This is a genomic window from Amycolatopsis sp. WAC 01416 (assembly GCF_003947485.1).
In the GTDB taxonomy this organism is placed as follows: domain Bacteria; phylum Actinomycetota; class Actinomycetes; order Mycobacteriales; family Pseudonocardiaceae; genus Amycolatopsis.
Window position 1 is genome coordinate 94,973 of the sequence record NZ_QHHX01000015.1, and the last position, 16,413, is coordinate 111,385.

General features: G+C 67.6%; 16 protein-coding genes and 1 pseudogene. 8 read left to right on the top strand and 9 right to left on the bottom strand.

Going from position 1 to position 16,413, the window contains the following annotated elements; all coding sequences use genetic code 11:
- The first annotated feature begins 5 nt into the window (after nt 1-5).
- Complete coding sequence (gene rraA / locus DL990_RS38585; RefSeq protein ID WP_125801630.1) at nt 6-491, top strand: ribonuclease E activity regulator RraA; 486 nt, start codon at nt 6-8, stop codon at nt 489-491.
- Nucleotides 492-497: 6 nt separating this feature from the next.
- Here rraA and DL990_RS38590 read toward each other — a convergent pair whose 3' ends face one another.
- Nucleotides 498-1,391 carry an NADP-dependent oxidoreductase gene (locus tag DL990_RS38590; RefSeq protein ID WP_125801631.1) on the bottom strand — a complete coding sequence of 298 codons (894 nt, stop codon included), beginning with the start codon at nt 1,389-1,391 and terminating at the stop codon, nt 498-500.
- 70 nt (nt 1,392-1,461) lie between these two features.
- Here DL990_RS38590 and DL990_RS38595 point away from each other — a divergent pair, with 70 nt between their 5' ends.
- The gene (locus tag DL990_RS38595) at nt 1,462-2,043 is read left to right on the top strand and encodes a TetR/AcrR family transcriptional regulator (protein WP_125801632.1); all 582 of its coding nucleotides are present in this window, start codon (nt 1,462-1,464) and stop codon (nt 2,041-2,043) included.
- Here the strand turns inward: DL990_RS38595 and DL990_RS38600 are convergent.
- Genes DL990_RS38600 through DL990_RS38615 form a run of 4 tightly spaced genes read right to left on the bottom strand, consistent with a single transcriptional unit; the run spans nt 2,027 to nt 4,130 of the window.
- A complete protein-coding gene (locus tag DL990_RS38600; RefSeq protein ID WP_125801633.1) occupies nt 2,027-2,488 on the bottom strand; it encodes a hypothetical protein in 462 nt (153 codons plus the stop codon). The genes DL990_RS38595 and DL990_RS38600 overlap by 17 nt on opposite strands.
- A 43-nt stretch (nt 2,489-2,531) precedes the next feature.
- Complete coding sequence (locus tag DL990_RS38605; protein ID WP_125801634.1) at nt 2,532-3,143, bottom strand: class I SAM-dependent methyltransferase; 612 nt, start codon at nt 3,141-3,143, stop codon at nt 2,532-2,534.
- Between the two features lie 10 nt (nt 3,144-3,153).
- Complete coding sequence (locus tag DL990_RS38610) at nt 3,154-3,795, bottom strand: cation transporter (RefSeq protein WP_125801635.1); 642 nt, start codon at nt 3,793-3,795, stop codon at nt 3,154-3,156.
- Nucleotides 3,792-4,130, bottom strand: a complete 339-nt coding sequence (locus DL990_RS38615) for a helix-turn-helix transcriptional regulator (protein WP_125801636.1) — start codon at nt 4,128-4,130, stop codon at nt 3,792-3,794. The genes DL990_RS38610 and DL990_RS38615 overlap by 4 nt, the downstream gene beginning before the upstream one ends.
- A 456-nt stretch (nt 4,131-4,586) precedes the next feature.
- On the opposite strand from DL990_RS38615, the gene DL990_RS38620 reads away from it, so the two are divergent.
- Genes DL990_RS38620 through DL990_RS38635 form a run of 4 tightly spaced genes read left to right on the top strand, consistent with a single transcriptional unit; the run spans nt 4,587 to nt 9,475 of the window.
- Nucleotides 4,587-6,008, top strand: coding sequence for a family 2B encapsulin nanocompartment shell protein (locus DL990_RS38620; RefSeq protein WP_125801637.1), 1,422 nt, complete (start codon nt 4,587-4,589; stop codon nt 6,006-6,008).
- A complete protein-coding gene (locus tag DL990_RS38625; RefSeq protein ID WP_125801638.1) occupies nt 6,005-7,393 on the top strand; it encodes a family 2B encapsulin nanocompartment shell protein in 1,389 nt (462 codons plus the stop codon). Before DL990_RS38620 ends, DL990_RS38625 begins: the two co-directional genes overlap by 4 nt.
- A 53-nt stretch (nt 7,394-7,446) precedes the next feature.
- A complete protein-coding gene (locus tag DL990_RS38630) occupies nt 7,447-8,310 on the top strand; it encodes a geranyl diphosphate 2-C-methyltransferase (RefSeq protein WP_125787649.1) in 864 nt (287 codons plus the stop codon).
- Nucleotides 8,311-8,335: 25 nt separating this feature from the next.
- Nucleotides 8,336-9,475, top strand: a complete 1,140-nt coding sequence (locus tag DL990_RS38635) for a family 2 encapsulin nanocompartment cargo protein terpene cyclase (RefSeq protein WP_125801639.1) — start codon at nt 8,336-8,338, stop codon at nt 9,473-9,475.
- A gap of 506 nt (nt 9,476-9,981) precedes the next feature.
- Here DL990_RS38635 and ligA read toward each other — a convergent pair.
- Nucleotides 9,982-11,973: an NAD-dependent DNA ligase LigA gene (ligA, locus tag DL990_RS38640; RefSeq protein WP_125787647.1), complete on the bottom strand. Its 1,992-nt coding sequence runs from the start codon at nt 11,971-11,973 to the stop codon at nt 9,982-9,984.
- A gap of 54 nt (nt 11,974-12,027) precedes the next feature.
- Entirely contained in the window at nt 12,028-13,125 is a 1,098-nt protein-coding gene (locus DL990_RS38645; RefSeq protein WP_125787646.1) for a calcium:proton antiporter, read from the bottom strand.
- A 425-nt stretch (nt 13,126-13,550) separates the two neighbouring features.
- On the opposite strand from DL990_RS38645, the pseudogene DL990_RS38655 reads away from it, so the two are divergent.
- Nucleotides 13,551-13,799: pseudogene (locus DL990_RS38655) on the top strand (aldehyde dehydrogenase family protein); the annotation flags it as partial.
- Here DL990_RS38655 and DL990_RS38660 read toward each other — a convergent pair.
- Nucleotides 13,786-14,022, bottom strand: a complete 237-nt coding sequence (locus tag DL990_RS38660) for a hypothetical protein (RefSeq protein WP_125787645.1) — start codon at nt 14,020-14,022, stop codon at nt 13,786-13,788. The pseudogene DL990_RS38655 and the gene DL990_RS38660 overlap by 14 nt on opposite strands.
- A 345-nt stretch (nt 14,023-14,367) precedes the next feature.
- Here DL990_RS38660 and DL990_RS38665 point away from each other — a divergent pair, with 345 nt between their 5' ends.
- Complete coding sequence (locus tag DL990_RS38665) at nt 14,368-14,799, top strand: hypothetical protein (RefSeq protein ID WP_233620699.1); 432 nt, start codon at nt 14,368-14,370, stop codon at nt 14,797-14,799.
- A gap of 68 nt (nt 14,800-14,867) precedes the next feature.
- Here the strand turns inward: DL990_RS38665 and DL990_RS38670 are convergent, their stop codons facing one another.
- Nucleotides 14,868-16,331, bottom strand: coding sequence for a trypsin-like serine protease (locus DL990_RS38670; RefSeq protein WP_233620700.1), 1,464 nt, complete (start codon nt 16,329-16,331; stop codon nt 14,868-14,870).
- Nucleotides 16,332-16,413: the final 82 nt, after the last annotated feature.

Here is a 16,413-nt window from a genome sequence, read left to right on the forward strand (position 1 = left end):
AGCGCGTGATCGATTCCTTCACCACCGCCGACCTTGTCGACGAACACGGCGACCGGCTGCGCGTCTGCGACACCCAGTTCCGCCAGTTCGGCGGGCACCGGACGTTCTCGGGCCCGATCCGGACGGTCTCCTGCCACGAGGACAACGGCCTGGTCAAGAAACTGCTGGCCACCCCCGGTGACGGCGGTGTCCTGGTGGTCGACGGCGGCGGCTCGCTGCACAGCGCGCTGACCGGCGACATGATCGCGAAGTCCGCCGTGGACAACGGCTGGGCGGGCGTGGTCGTCAACGGCGCGGTCCGTGACAGCGCCGAGCTCGCCGGGCTTCCGCTCGGAGTGAAGGCGCTCGGCACCAACCCGCGCAAAAGTTCCAAGGCGGGCGTCGGCGCTGTCGACGTCCCGGTCGGTTTCGGGGGAGTGACCTTCACTCCCGGCGACACGCTCTACGCCGATGACGACGGCGTCGTGGTCCTTCCCTCGACCACCGCCTGAACCGGCTCAGACGACGATGACCCGGCGGCCGCGGGTGTGCCCGGCGTGGCTGTCGACGTGGGCCGCCGCGGCATCGGCCAGTGAGTAGGACTTCTCGACCGGGATGTGCAGCTTGGCCCGCGAGATGAGGTCGACGGCTTCGGCCAGTGCGTCCGGCACGCTCCCGGCCACCCCCGAGAACCGGACGCCGAGCTGAGGCGCACTGAGATCGGCGATGGTGAGCACCTTGTCCGGATCGCCCGTCAGCTCGACCAGTTCGGCGATCACGCCCGACCCGGCCAGGTCGAGGGCCGCGGCGACCCGGTCGCCGCGCCGCACCCGCTCCACCCAGCCCTCCCCGTAGGTCGTGGCGACCGCGCCCAGGCCGCGCAGATAGTCCTGGTTCGCGGCGCCCGCCGTGCCAATCACCGCTATGCCGCGCTCGTGGGCGATCTGCAGCACCGCCGAACCGACCCCGCCGGACGCACCGCTGACCAGCAGTGTCTCGCCGGGTCGCACGCCCACTTCGCGGATGAGACGTAGCGCGGTCTCGACCACCGAGGGATATCCGGCGGCCTCCTCGAACGTCAGTCCCTCGGGCATCACGGCCCAGGCCGTCAGCACGGCGAACTCGGCGTAGGTGTTCGAACCCTCGCCGAATACCGAGTCGCCGATCTCGACGCCGACCACGCCATCGCCGACCTCGTCCACCACGCCGGCGGCGTCCAGGCCCACACCGGACGGCAGCACGGTCGGATGCGCACCGAGGACCTGCCCCTCACGCACACGCCAATCGACAGGGTTCACTCCCGCCGCCCGCACGGCGATGCGCACCTGGCCGGGACCGGCGTGCGGATCCTCGGCGTCGACGAGCTGCAGAACTTCCGGACCACCGAACTCGGTAAAGATCACTTTCTTCATGCGATCGACCGTAGCACTAACGGTTAGGGTTTTGAAACCGTTAGTGTTTTGGATCTGATAGCGTCACCGCATGACCGTGCCGACCGGACGTCGTGAGCGCAAGAAGGCCGCGACACGCCAGAAGATCGCCGACACCGCACTCCGGCTCTTCTTGGAACGTGGATACGACGCGGTCGGCATCCGCGAGGTGGCCGCGGAGGCGGACGTCGCCGTCACCACGCTGTTCTCCCACTTCGCCTCGAAAGAGGCCCTGGTGTTCGAACAGGACGCGGACTTCGAGCAAGGTCTCACACGGGCGGTCACCGAACGGGCCCCGCACGAGCCGCTCATCCCCGCGGTGCGCCACGAGATCCACGCGATGGTGCGGCATTGCACGGCGGACGGCGCCGCTCCGATCCGGCGCATGATCGACGAATCGCCGGCGTTGCGGGAGTACGAGGACTCGATGCGGCTGCGCCACGCCGAATCGCTGGCGGCGGCCATCGCTGCAGATCCGGCCCTGGCCCGGTCGACGACGGCCTGTCGCACGATCGCGCGGTTCGTGATCGACGCCTATTCGATCGGCAGGGAGGCGGCCGATCCCGAGGCCGCGGTCGACGAGATCTTCCGGATGATCGAAGCGGCCTGGGAAACCGTCAGCCCTTCGGCATGACGCAAAGTTCCCTGGGCTGTCCCGACCTGAAGTCGTAGACGACGGGGTTGCCGTACTCGTAACCCGGCACGGACGCGCAGTCCGAACCGGATCCGGACGAAAGCTGTGCCATCACCGAGTAGTTGGCCGCGCTGTCCGAACAGTGGACCCGGACGGCGCTGGCGCTGAACGCACCGTTGCTCCCGGCGTCCTCGTCGGCCGAGATGCAGTCTCCGGCCTGCGCGGAGAACGGGTCGGGATCGACCTCGGGCGCGCTGCCCCCGGCGGCGCTGTCACCGGGGGTGCTGCCGCCGGTGGTGATCGCGACGGTCACCGCGATCGCCCCGCCGGTGACGACGAGCGCCGCGGCCGCGATCCCGGCGATCAGTCCGGTCTTCGGGCCCTTCTTGGGCGGCGCGACGGGGTACTGCTGCCAGATGGGTGGCTGTTGCTGAGGGTAGGTCACGTCACCATGATCGACCGCGTCGATGAAATTCCGATGACACGGCTCATTTGCGGGCGACGAGCCGTTCCACCAGCCCGAGTTTGAACCGTTCCCGGCGCTCCACGGCCAGGCCGAGGCCGCCGATCTTGTCGAGCGGGCGCCGGAGGAAGTGTTCGCCCGCCATCGGCACGGTGACCCGTTCGGCGAGCCACTGCAGACCGCGCACGGCACGCGACGAACTCGCGATGTGGTCGAGCAGGATGAGCCTGCCACCCGGCCGCAGGACCCTGGCCATTTCCCGCAACGCCTTGCCGTCGTCCGGGATGGCGCACAGCCCGAGCGTGCAGACCACGGTGTCGAACGAATCGGCGTCGAAGGGCAGGTCGTGCGCGTCGGCCCGCCGCAGCGTCACCGGATGGCCGAGGCGTTCGACGCGGCCGCGGGCGATGGCGAGCATGCCGTCACTGAGGTCGATGCCGGTGAGCGTGACGCCTTCGGGGTAGAGCGGCAGGTTCAGGCCGGTCCCGACGGCGACTTCGAGGACGTCGCCGGTGGCCTGGCCGCAGGCCCACGCGCGGGAATCGCCGAAGAGCTTGCGGTCCAGGAACTGCATCTCCCGGTCGTAGTTCTGGGATTTGCCGTCCCAGTAACGGTTCCATCGTGCGGGCCGGGTCATGACGGTCCTTTCAGCAGCAGTGCTCGCCGCGCCAGGCCTCGCGGCCTTCCTTGATCGCGACCGCGGCGATGACGAGCGCGACCAGCGGATCGGCCCAGTACCAGCCGAAGAGGCCGTTGAGCAGCAACCCGACGAGCAGCACACCGGAAAGATAGGTGCAGAGCAAGGTCTGCTTCGAGTCGGCGACGGCGCTCGCGGAGCCGAGTTCGCGCCCGGCGCGACGCTGGGCGTAGGACAGGAAAGGCATCACGAGCAGCGAGACCGCCGCCAGCACGATGCCGACGGGGGAGTGCTCGGCGTGGTCGGCACCGAACAGGGTGCGTACCGATTCGACGGCGACGTACGCGGCCAGCGCGAAGAACGACACCGCGATGACCTTGAGCGCGGTGCGTTCGCGGGCTTCGGGGTCCTTGCCGGAGAACTGCCACGCGACGGCAGTGGCGGACGCGACTTCGATGATCGAGTCCAGGCCGAAGCCGATCAGGGCGGTCGAGGAGGCGATGGTTCCCGCGGAGATGGCGACGACCGCCTCGATGACGTTGTAGGTGATCGTCGCGGCGACCAGGAGCCGGACCCGGCGCGACAGCACCACGCGACGATCCGGGTCCACTGTGGACTTCGTGGCGCAGCACCCGTCCGCGCAGGAACTCATCGGAGCACCTGAAGGGCGGCGTCGTCCACACAGGGCTCGGCGGTGTCGACGGCGAGTACGACCTGGACCAGTTCCCGCAGTGCGTGGGCCAGATGCGCGTCCGCCAGCGAGTAGCGGACCTGCCTGCCCTCGTAGGTGGCCACGACCAGTCCGCAGCCACGCAGGCAGGCCAGGTGGTTCGACACGTTCGAGCGGCTCAAGCCGAGCTCGTCGGCCAGCCTGCCGGGATAACTTACTCCGTCGAGCAGGGCGACCAGGATTCGGCAGCGGTTCGGGTCGGCCAGGGCACGGCCGAGCCGGGCGAGCGCTGCGCCCTGGGTCTCACATGTCAGCACAGGCAAGACAGTACAGCCACCGCTGACATGTCGGCAAGGGGGCTGAACCGTGACACGACGGAGTGTCCGAACGCGACCCTCTGTTTTGTCGCTGTCGGTCAAGTTGTCGCCGAACACGGGCGCGGAGGCGACCCGAAAGAGTTCCGCGCGTCCACTCCAACGGCCGCATCGCGGGTACACCCGGGAGTTCCGGCGCGGCTTCGCATAACACCTATGAACAATCGGTGGACCGATTGCGTGGCGGCTTTAAAGTGTCGAGTAACGTCGGCAAAAGTGTTACTGCGCAATGGGAAAAGCGGCATTCGGGTGGCGTTGGCGCATTACCTGAAAGTGCGCTTGTGCGGGAAAAACACCTTGCTATGTTGATCCTGCGGGGCCGCACTTCGGGGTACGACCGGCACGCCGCGACTTGTGGTTCTTGTTTGTTCGCACGACTATCGAAGGGTGGACCTTGCTGTGACCGTCACCGAATCGGGCACTGCCGCCGAAGGTGTCCAGGGGCCGGAAAATCCGCAGCTGAGCTTGGGCCGGGCCGCCGCGCGCAACCTGGCGACCACGACCAAATCCGTTCCGCAGATGCAGGGAATTTCGTCCCGCTGGCTGCTGAAAATGCTCGAATGGGTTCAGGTGAACGGCGGCGCCTACCGGGTCAACCGGCGGCTCAATTACGCGGTCGGCGACGGGCGGGTGACCTTCTCGAAGGCCGGCGCCGAGGTGAGGGTGATCCCGGCGGAACTGGGAGAACTGAAGCCGCTCAAGGGATACGACGACGAAGAAGTACTCGCCGAACTCGCCCGCCGCTTCGAACAGCAGGAGGTGGCGGCAGGCGACGTACTCGTCGAATTCGGCCACCGGGCCGATCGGGTCTTCCTGATCGCGCACGGCAAGATCACCAAGACCGGCCCCGGCCCGTACGGTGACGAGACCGCGCTCGGCGTGGTCAAGGACGGCGACTACTTCGGCGCGCAGGCCCTCGTCGCCGACGACGGCATCTGGGAGTTCACCGCCAAAGCGGCCACCGCCTGCACGGTGCTCACCTTGGCCCACCAGGACTTCGAGCGCGTACTGGAACAGTCCGAATCGCTGCAGGCCCAGATCGAGCAGGCGACGCAGGACTCCGGGCGTGCCAACGACTTCGGCGAGGCCGAGATCGACATCTCGTCCGGACACGACGGCGAGCCGCTGCTGCCTGGCACCTTCGTCGACTACGAGACCTCGCCGCGCGAATACGAACTGAGCGTCGCCCAGACCGTGCTCCGGGTCCACAGCCGCGTCTCCGACCTCTACAACCAGCCGATGGACCAGACCGAGCAGCAGTTGCGGCTGACCATCGAGGCGCTGCGCGAGCGCCAAGAGTACGAAATGATCAACAACTCGGACTTCGGCCTGCTCCACAACGCCGACTTCACCCAGCGCATCGCGACACGCACCGGTCCGCCCACTCCGGACGACTTCGACGACCTGCTCGCCTTGGTGTGGAAGGAACCCGGCTTCTTCCTCGCGCATCCGCGCACGATCGCCGCGTTCAGCCGCGAGTGCAGCAAACGCGGCATCTACCCGACCGGCGCCGATCTCGGCGGGCACAAGGTGCCGTCGTGGCGCGGGGTCCCGATCCTGCCGTGCAACAAGATCCCGGTGAGCCAGACCAGCACGAGTTCCGTGTTGTTGATGCGCACCGGCGAGAAGAGCCAGGGCGTGGTCGGCCTGCGTCAGATCGGCCTGCCGGACGAATACGAGCCCGGGCTGAACGTCCGGTTCATGGGCATCTCGGAGCAGGCGATCATCTCCTACCTGGTCAGCACCTACTACTCCGCCGCCGTGCTCGTACCGGACGCGCTCGCCGTCCTCGAAGCCGCCGAACTCGGCCGCGAAGGATGACCGCCACGACGCCGGAGGCCGACCGGCGGCTCAGTCTCGGCCCCGCCGCCGCGCGGAACCTGGCGACGACCACCAAGACGCGGCCGCAGATGCAGAGCATCACGCCGCGGTGGCTGCTGAAGATGCTGCCTTGGGTCGAGGCGAACGGCGGCACGTACCGGGTCAACCGGCGGCTGACCTACGCCATCGGTGACGGGCGGGTGACCTTCACCAACGTCGGCACCGAGGTGCGGGTCGTCCCGCAGGAACTCGCGGAATTGGCGCTGCTGCGCGGTTTCGACGACGAGGACACCCTCACCGCGCTCGCCGACCGGTTCGTGCAGCACGAGTACCGGCCCGGCGAGACCATCGTCAGCCACGGTTCGCCGCTCGACGAGGTCGTGCTGGTCGCGCACGGCAAGGTCGCCAAGGTGGCGCCCGGTGAGTACGGCACCGAAGCCACCATCGGGAGCATGGCCGATGGCGACCACTTCGGTGACGAAATGCTCGCCGGCATCGACCGGAACTGGCCGTTCACCGTCAAGGCCGTCACCCCGGTCATCGTGCTGACCCTGCGCGCCGACGACTTCGCCGACCTCAACGGCCGGTCCGAGGCGATGCGCCGCCACGTGCAGGACATGCTGGCGCACAAGGGAAAGCCGCAGAACGCCAAGGGCGAGGCCGAGATCGGGATGTCGTCAGGGCACGACGGCGAGCCGCTGCTGCCGGGCACCTTCGCCGACTACGAGATCTCGCCACGCGAGTACGACCTGGCCGTCGCGCAGACGGCGCTGCGGGTGCACACGCGGGTGACCGATCTCTACAACGGGCCGATGGACCAGTTCGACGAGCAACTCCGGCTGACCGTGTCGGCGCTGCGGGAGCGGCAGGAACACGACCTGATCAACAACCGCGAGTTCGGGCTGCTGCACAACGCCGATCTCAAATCGCGGTTCCAGACCCGGTCGGGCCCGCCGACGCCGGACGACATGGACGAACTCGTCAGCCGTCGCCGCAAGACGAAGTTCTTCCTCGCCCATCCGCGCGCGATCGCCGCGTTCGGCAGGGAATGCACGCGCCGCAGCCTGTATCCGGAAGGCACCACGGTCGACGGCAAGGTGGTCAACGCGTGGCGCGGGGTGCCGATCCTGCCCTGCGACAAGATCCCGATCACCGAAAGCGGCACGTCCTCGATCCTCGCCATGCGGACCGGCGTGGAGGACAACGGTGTGATCGGGCTGCACCAGACCGGCCTTCCCGACGAATACGAGCCGGGTCTGAACGTGCGCTTCGAGGGCATCAACGAACAGGCCGTCGCCAACTACCTGGTCAGCACCTACTACTCCGCCGCCGTGCTCGTTCCCGACGCGCTCGGCGTCCTGGAAAACGTCGAGGTCGCGCGTTGACGCCCCGGCCGGCCACGACGACGAACAACAAGGCTTCAGAAAGGACCACACACGTGACCATCGCCCGTACCCCCGCTCCCGCAAAGGTGCTGCGCACCGAATACCAGAAGTCGGTGGCGTCGTACTGGAACAAGGAGAAGGACCCGGTCAACCTGCGTCTTGGCGATGTGGACGGGCTCTATCACCACCATTACGGGATCGGCGAGGTCGACTGGTCGGTGCTGGAAGGCCCCGAGAACACCCGTGACGAGCGGATCATCGCCGAAATGCACCGACTGGAGACCGCGCAGGCGGACGTCCTGCTCGATCACCTCGGCGACGTCAAACCGGACGACCGGCTCCTCGACGCCGGCTGCGGGCGCGGCGGGTCCAGCATCATGGCCAACGCGCGGTTCGGCTGCCACGTCGACGGGATCTCGATCTCGGAGAAGCAGGTCGAGTTCGCCAATCACCAGGCGGACATCAGGGGCGTCGCCGACCGGGTGCGCTACCACTTCCGGAACATGCTCGACACCGGCTTCGAAACCGGTTCGCGCAAGGCGATCTGGAACAACGAAAGCACCATGTACGTGGACCTCCACGAGCTCTTCGCCGAGCACGCGCGACAGCTCGAGTTCGGCGGGCGCTACGTCACCATCACCGGCTGCTACAACGACGTGACCGGTGGCCGGTCCAAGGCCGTCGCGCAGATCGACCAGCACTACACCTGCAACATCCATCCGCGCAGCCAGTACTTCAAGGCCATGACGGCCAACGACCTGGTGCCGATCTCGGTGGTGGACCTGACGCCGGACACGATCCCGTACTGGGAACTGCGGGCGAAGTCCTCGGTGGCGACCGGGATCGAGGGCCCGTTCCTGGACGCCTATCGCGAAGGCAGTTTCCACTACCTGCTGATCGCCGCGGACCGCGTCTGATCCCGCGAGACCATCGGAGTAAGCGATGACCGAACAGGGTGCGCTCGCCACACTACTGGCCGGTCCGAGCGGACTGGGCACGTCAGCCGCTCGGCTGGTGGCCCGATTGACCGCTGTTCCCCAGGCGGTGGAGGAAACTCCGCCGCCGGGGGAACCCGCTCTCGACCCGGCGTACGCGTACCGGCCGTGGGGCGACGGGTCCGCGCCGCCGTTGTACTGCCCCGTCACCGAACGCATCAACGATCCGCTAGCCGAGGAGGTCGACCGACGGCTGATCCTGTGGGCGGGGGAGTGTGGGTTCGGCGAGGAGGAATGCGAGCAGATCGGGAAGGCGGGTTTCGGCAGGCTCGTCATGCTCGCCCACCCGGACTGCGAGGATCCCGACAAACTGCTGATCTCCGCGCGGCTCAACGCCGCCTGGTGGGCGGCCGACGACCTCTACGCCGATGACACCTCGCTCGGTGCGGTGCCGGCGGAGCTGCCGCCGAAGCTCGCGCTCGCGATGGCCGCCATGGACCCGGTGCCGTCACTGGGCGAATTCAGCCGAGACCTCGACGAAACGCTGCGAAACGACCGGGTTCTGGTGGCCCTCAACTCGGGGACGGACTTCCTGCGGCAAGCCGGGACCGCCGCGCAGGTCCAACGGGTCTGCTATTCGACCTTCGCGATGTTCGTGAGCTGGAGTGCCTACGCGGCATGGCGCCACAGCGGGAAATACCCGCCCGCCTGGGAGTACCTCGCTGCCCGGCAGCACGACAGCTTCTACACGTCGATGACGTTGATCGACGTCCTCGGCGGCTACGAACTGACGTCGAACCTCTACTACGACCCGCGGGTCCGTGAGGCGGCGATCCAAGCGGGCACGGCGTCCGTGCTGGTCAACGACGTGCACTCGGTCGCCAAGGACCTGGAGGATGAGTCGCCGCCCTGCAACGCGGTCCTGCTGATCGCCGACGACCGGAAATGCTCGATCGAAGAGGCCACGGCGATCACCGTCGAACTGCACAACGACGTCGTCCGGGACTTCCAGGCGGCGCACGAGAAGCTGAGCGCTGTGCCTTCCCTTGAACTGCAACGGTTCCTACGCGGGTTACGGGGATGGATGGGCGGCGGTTTCGAATGGCACTCGACGAGCCCGCGGTACCGGACGAAGCCCGCGGGGTAACGAGGGTTTGACCAGCTCGTACCAGTGTTCTTGCCCTCTTGAGTACATGAAGGACCCCTTCCTTGCGCCTGGCGCAGTGAAGGGGTCCTTCATGTACCTCGGCACGGTGTGAAGGTCGAGTTTCCTCGGCTGAGCCGAGGGAAGGGCCCTTCGATGGCTTCGAGGTGGGCAGGAGGCCTTCGTATCGTGGCTCTGGACCGACTACGGGTGCCAGCCGCGCCCTTGAGTGTCCACAAGGGACATTTTCGAGTGGTGAAATGTCTGGTTGATGCCTATATGAACGGTTTCGCGTGGGGGTCGTGAGTGGCAATGACGGTTAGAACCCTCATTGCCACTCGCGACCCCCACGCGAAGTACCCAAATGGACACCGTTGCCTGGTTGGCGTCCTTTATGGACGGTCAAGAGCGCTTCAGGCTCCTTGGCGACCCCATTCACGCCACCTTTGCCCTACCCCTCAATAGGACACCCTTGGCCAGAACCGTCCTTACCACTCACGAGATTCCTGCTAAACGACGCCCGCCTCGATCAACTGCTGCCAGATGACGCCCTGGTCCACGACCTCGACTTCGAGCTTTTCGGCCTTCGTCAGCTTGCTCGCCCCGACGTCGGCGCCGGTGATGAGCAGGTCCGTGTTCGCCGAGACCGACGACGCGATGCTCGCGCCCGCCTTTTCGCATAACCGCTGGAAGGTGGGGCGCGGCACCTTCTCTCCGGAACGGGGGTCGCTGATCGATCCGGTGACCACGACCGTCTTGCCTGCCAGCGGCGCGCCGGCCGCGACGACCGGCGGAAGGTCCTCTTCGCGCACGTCCAGTGAGACGTCGGCCTCCCGCAGCCGCTCGAGTTCCGGGCGCAGTCGGGTGAGGTGCTCGATCAGGGACGCGGCGACCTTCGGGCCGATGTCCTCCACGGCGACGAGGCCCTCTTCGCCCGCGTCGGCGACGTCTTCCAGCGAACCGAATCCCGCGCGGCACAGGCGCGCGGCGGTGCCTTCGGAGGCCATCGGGATCGCCAGCCCGATCAGCGCCCGGCGCAGACCGACGGCGCGGCTCTTGTCGATGGACTCGATCATGCGGGTCGCGGAGATCTCGCCGATGCGGTCGAACTCCAGCAGTGTTTCCTTGGTGAGCCGGTAGAAGTCCGACGGGTGTTCGAGAATCCCGGCCTCGGCGAGCCGCTCGATCCAGACCCCGCCGATCGCGTCGATGTCCGCGGCGGCACGCGACGCCCAGTGGATCAGCCGCCGGACGGTCTGTGCGGGGCAGGCGACGTTGGTGCAGAACAGCTCGCGACTGTTGCCCTGTTCGGTCAGCGGTTCTTCGCACGAGGGGCACACCGACGGCGGCACGATCTCCAGCTCCTCGCCCGTGCGCTTGGTGGCGTCGAGGACACCCGCCACGAACGGGATCACGTCGCCGGCGCGGCGCACCAGCACGGTGTCGCCGATCTTGATGCCGCGGGCGCGGATGACCTCCTGGTTGGCCAGTGTCGCCCGGGTGACGGTGGTCCCGCCGACGAACACCGGCTCCAGCCACGCGACGGGAGCGATCTTGCCGGTCTTGCCGACATCCCAGACCACGTCGGCGAGCACCGTGGTCTTCTCCTCCGCGGCGAATTTGAACGCGAGTGCGCCGCGCGGTGAGCTGGACCGGGTTCCGGCGGCCGCGTAGGCGTCGCGATCGGCCAGGCGCAGCACGGCACCGTCGAGGTCGTAATCGAGGTCGTTGCGCTGCTGCTCGATGGTCGTGATGACGGCCTGCGCCGCATCGGCGTCTTCGCAGTGCCGCATGTCGGCGGCGGCGAACCCGAGCGTCCTCAGCGCGCCGTCGAGATCGGTTTCGGCGCTGTCGGGTTCGGTGGAGAGGTCGAAGGCGAAGAACTGGAGGCGCCGCTCGGCGACGGTGGCCGGGTCCTTGGCACGCAGCGTTCCGGCGGCGGCGTTCCGCGGGTTGATCAGCGGTTTGTCCGGGTGGACCTTGTTGTAGGCGGCGAAAGTGGAACGCAGCATGACGGCCTCGCCGCGGACCTCGACCCGGCCTGGTGCGTCGACCTTGTCCGGGACGCCGTCGGTAAGCGCCCGCACCAGCATGGTCACGTCGTCACCGGTGGTCCCGTCGCCGCGGGTGACGGCCCTGGCGAGCCGCCCGTTCTCGTAGACCAGGGCCAGCGACAGGCCGTCGAGTTTGGGCATGACGACCACCGACTGCCCCGGGAAGCGGGTGAAGAACGCCGCGACCTGCTCAGGCTTGGTCGCCTTCTCCAGCGACAACATCGGGCGCGAGTGCCGGATGGGCGCGTGCAGGATGGCGGGCGCGCCGACCTGGTCGAGCGGGTTCGGATCCGGGGTCAGCTCGGGGTTGGCCTCGATGAGGCCGCGCAATTCGTCTTCGATCGCGTCGTAGTCGGCGTCGGACACCTTCGGCGAGCCCCGGTAGTAGGCGTCGCGAAGGACGACGATCTGATCGGCGAGTTCTTGGATGCGGTCCCGAGCGTTCACCGGGCAGAGATTACCCGCGACCACCGACAGAACACCGTCCGAAGAGGACTCGTGTCACGGATTGACGGCGAGGACCAGGAACGAGGCCAGCAGGACCAGGTGCACCCCGCCCTGCAGCCGGGTCGCGCGGCCGGGGACGACGGTGAGCACGCTGACCGCGATCGTCAGCGCCAGCAGCACGATATGTGTGGCGCCGAGGCCCAGCATCAACGGCCCGTCCAGCCAGATCGACGCCAGCGCGATGGTCGGGATGGTGAGCCCGATGCTCGCGATCGCCGAACCGTAGGCGAGGTTGAGGCTGGTCTGCATCCGGTCGCGTCGGGCGGCCCGGGACGCGGCCAGGGTCTCCGGCAGCAGGACCAGCATGGCGATCACGACGCCGACGAACGACTGCGGGAAGCCCGCCGCCCTGACCCCCGCTTCGATCGCCGGTGATTCGACCTTCGCCAGTCCGACGACGGCGACCAGCGCCACCAGCAGCAACCCGAGGCTGGTCAGCGCCGCCTTGTCGGTCGGCGGTTCCGCGTGTTCCTCCTCCTTGACAGAACCCTCGCTGTCGACCGGTAGGAAGAAGTCACGGTGACGCACCGTCTGGGTGAGCACGAAAAGGCCGTAGAGCAGCAGTGAGGCGACAGCGGCGAAGGTCAGCTGCGTGCCGTTGAAGGCAGGGCCGGGGGTGCTGGTGGTGAACGTCGGCAGGACGAGGCTGACGGTGGCGAGCGTCGCCACGGTGGCGAGCGCACCGCCGCTGCCCTCCGGGTTGAAATGCGTCTCGCCGGTGCGGCGAGCGCCGACCATGAGCGAAATGCCGGCGATGCCGTTCATCGTGATCATGACCGCGGCGAACACGGTGTCACGGGCCAGTGTGCCTGCCTCGGGGCCGCCGGAGGACATCATCGTCACGATCAGCGCGACTTCGATGACCGTGACCGCGATCGCCAGCACCAGCGAGCCGAAGGGTTCGCCGACGCGATGCGCGACCACTTCGGCGTGGTGGACCGCGGCCAGCACGGTCCCGCCGAGCGCCAGCGCGACGACGACCACCGGCACGGGGCCCAGTTCGCGGCCCCAGCTCAGCACCAGGACGACGATGGCGAGGACCGGCATGACGGTGGTCCAGGACACGGGGAATCGTCTGCGCGAAGCGGCCATGTCGTCACCATCGCACACTCAGCGTGACATCGCCGCTCCATGGGGGGAGCGGGTGACGAAGTTCCTAGTGGGCGGCATCGTCTGTGAAAAGCCTGTTCAGGGAACCGTGCGCCACATTCACGCCTAACTCATGCCTCATTCACGCTCTGGTCCGGCACGACGCTGCCCGGGATCGTTGATCGGGTGAACCGCCACCGATCCACTTCTCGGGCGCCGGAGGTCCCCGCCCCGATCGAAGGCGTCAAGAAGCAGGATGTGAGCGCGCCATCGTCGCGAAGCGGGCACTTGACGCGACGGAATCCTCATGGGCAGGGCGGACGCTAGCTCGCACCAACTCCACCCAGGAAGGGGTCGACGAGCAGATCCGCCGCACGCGGAGCGGCCATGTCCTCCTTCGAGGCAGATGGAGGGGCTGGATCAGCAGAGCGGTCCGCATCGCCAACGACTCGGAGTACGGGCTCTCCGGCGGTGTCTGGTCGGCCGACGAGGGTCGTGCGCTCGCCGTCGTACGGCGGATCCGCACCGGCACGGTCACGTCGACGGTGCATCTATCGGGTTCGACGGCCCCTTCGGTGGCTTCAAGGCCAGTGGCCTCGGCCGTGAATACGGTGCCGCGGGCCCTCGCTCTGTACGTCGAGCTCAAGACCGTCACCGTGAACGTCAGGGGAGCTTGACGGTGATCCGCTGGTCGGCGGCCACGATCCGCTGGAGCCGGAACCGGCAGAGGGTGTAGAACATCTCACCCAGTTCCTCGGGGTCGATACGTCCTTCGAGGTCGCGTTTGCTTGCGTTGAGCACCCGGCTGATCATGGTCGAGGACACGCGGCCGCCGAATTCGCCCGTCAGCCAGACACCGATTTCGCCGATCTCGTCCATGATCGTGCGCTGCGCGGTCATCAGCCGTACCCCTCTGCGTCGGAGTGTCGCCGGGATTGCCCCGGCGACACTCCGACGTGCGACCAAAACCCCCATGACGGGAAAGCCGTGAGATTGCTCTGCCCGGCCTAACGCCTGTCGGTTGCACGGAACCGTGCAGCGGGCCCCAGCGATCTCCGGGGAAACCCCGATGTGATCGACATCCGGGTGTGTCAGCCTCAATGGTGACCATTGTGGACAGTCGGAAAGGAGAGTTCACGCGTAGTGGCCCCAGCAAGGGATGAAGAAGTCGAGCAGTGGATAGCGGAGTTGACGGCCCTCACTGAGCTGTATCGGTCAGCGGAGACCGCGGGCTCGACGGAGGCGGTGTCACACGCCGGATGGCACACCGGCGCACGGCTCTTGGCGGGCAGCGCGAACGGGCGGCTGCTGGCCTACAACGATTCGGGCGCCGAGGCGGAGTGCGTCTTCCGGGAGGGAGAGAGCACGCTGTTCAACATCATGAGCAGAGGGTACGGAAGTGACACCGCCGAGCGCGGATTCGCGGTCTGGAGCAGCAGGCCGGGTGTGCTCGGAGCGATCGACGCCGGGGTGAGCCGCCTGGAGGTCGCCGATGCGGGTGGCGCCGTCGTCGGAGCCGACATCGTGGCTCATACCTTCGCGGTGGACGTCGACCTGGGGCCGGTGCCCCAGACGGTCGACGAAGTGTTCGCGCCGTGGGAGCCGCCGGAGTTGACGGTCCGGGTGTACGGCGAGGATGACTCGTTGCGGTACGAGGGTCCGTTGCTGACGTCCTGAGAAGTTATATGAAGAGGCCCCCTTCATCGCGTCTCGCGACGAAGGGGGCCTCTTCACGTACTCGAGGATCAGCCGTTCGGAGTGGTGATCACCGCGAACTTCGATCCCTGGCTCGCGATCCGCTCGCTGAGATCGGTGGTGATCGTCTCGATCGGCGCGTAGTTGTTCAGCTCACCGGCCTGGCAGGGGCCCGACCGGGACTGCTGGTTGCCGACCAGGATGCCCAGCGCCGCGTGATCGGCCTGGCTGAACAGCGGTCCGCCGCTGTCGCCGGGACGGGCGCACAGGTCGGTGTTGATGCCGACGTCCGTGGACAGGACACGACCGCAGCGGGTTCCGACCAGGTAGCCGGCGCCCGCGCCGCTGTCCACGGAATCGGGGTAGTTCACCGCGCTCGACGCGGTCCCCGAGGCGCAGACGACCCAGCCCGCCTTGATGTCGGCGAGCTTGTGCGCGCCGGTGATGTACTCGTCGACCGAGGTGGCCTGCGCGCCGCACGGGGTGTCACCGTTGCTGTCCATGCCACCGTTGCGGCAGTACTTCAGCACCCGGTTGCGGCCGGTCTGGCCTTCGAGCCAGTTCGTCGCCGCCGCGTCGTTGACGTACGGCAAGGCCGCGTAGTCGTACGGGTACGAGCTCTTCTCGATGCCGTGCTGCTGCAGCACATCGTTGCCGTTGTGCTGAGTCGGCGTGTTGTTGGTCTTCGTCCGCATGCAGTGTCCCGCGGTCAGCACCCAGCCCTTGCCGGGGAAACCGCCGCCGGTCGACCGCAGGTTGAAACCGCTGGTGCAGCCGCCCCAGGTGCCGTTGTCCCGCTTCATATCCAGCCGGATTCCGCCGCGCATCGGGCCGTAACCGGTGCAGTAAAGCGGATGACAGAAACCCAAGTCCACGTTCGGCGTGGAGAGCGCGTTGGGATTCGCCAGCACGCGCGACACGACCATGCCGGATTCCGCCGCCGCGGCCGTGCGAGCGGTGTCGACTTCGGCGGCCACGGCGCGCATGGCCGCCTTCTCCTGTGCCACCCAGCCGCGTTCCCACAGCACGACCCGGTTCTCGGACTCGCTCACCGCCGGAAGGTAGACGGCTTCCGGCCCGGCGCCGACCTTCGCGGCGACGCGTTCCTTCGCCGCCGTGAGCTGCTGCAACGAGTGCTGGACCCGTTGTGTGCGAACGTCGGAACGGGCGGGCATCGCCCGCAGATACGGTTCGGCGGCCGCGGGCTCGGTCATCGCCACGACCAGCTGCCCCTTTTCCTGGTCGAGCCACATGCCGCCGTACTCGGCGCCGCGATCACGGCGCAGCAGCTCGTCCAGCTTGACGCCGTCGGTCTGCAATTCCAGACGGCGTATCGCCTCCTGTTCGTCGACCTGGTAGTTCTCGACCAGGTAACGCACCGACTCCCGCACCGAAGCGGGGTCGAGCGTGGTGTGGAACGACTGCACGGTGCCCGCCGACGCCGGGCCGCTCAATGCCGTGGCCGCTGCCAGCACCGAAACGGCCACGGCCCCCAGTCTTCTAGCTGTCCGCACGAGATCTCCTCACATGTCGGGACTTCGCGATCATTCAACCGGAGGTCGCCGGCCGGATGTGGAGAATTTCCGACTATGTCGA

What these genes read in the sequence shown, in the direction of transcription:
- DL990_RS38590 (WP_125801631.1), bottom strand. Translation starts at nt 1,391, where the DNA reads ATGAAGAAAGTGATCTTTACCGAGTTCGGTGGTCCGGAAGTTCTGCAG.
- DL990_RS38595 (WP_125801632.1), top strand. Translation starts at nt 1,462, where the DNA reads ATGACCGTGCCGACCGGACGTCGTGAGCGCAAGAAGGCCGCGACACGC.
- DL990_RS38605 (WP_125801634.1), bottom strand. Translation starts at nt 3,143, where the DNA reads ATGACCCGGCCCGCACGATGGAACCGTTACTGGGACGGCAAATCCCAG.
- DL990_RS38610 (WP_125801635.1), bottom strand. Translation starts at nt 3,795, where the DNA reads ATGAGTTCCTGCGCGGACGGGTGCTGCGCCACGAAGTCCACAGTGGAC.
- DL990_RS38625 (WP_125801638.1), top strand. Translation starts at nt 6,005, where the DNA reads ATGACCGCCACGACGCCGGAGGCCGACCGGCGGCTCAGTCTCGGCCCC.
- DL990_RS38635 (WP_125801639.1), top strand. Translation starts at nt 8,336, where the DNA reads ATGACCGAACAGGGTGCGCTCGCCACACTACTGGCCGGTCCGAGCGGA.
- DL990_RS38645 (WP_125787646.1), bottom strand. Translation starts at nt 13,125, where the DNA reads ATGGCCGCTTCGCGCAGACGATTCCCCGTGTCCTGGACCACCGTCATG.
- DL990_RS38660 (WP_125787645.1), bottom strand. Translation starts at nt 14,022, where the DNA reads ATGACCGCGCAGCGCACGATCATGGACGAGATCGGCGAAATCGGTGTC.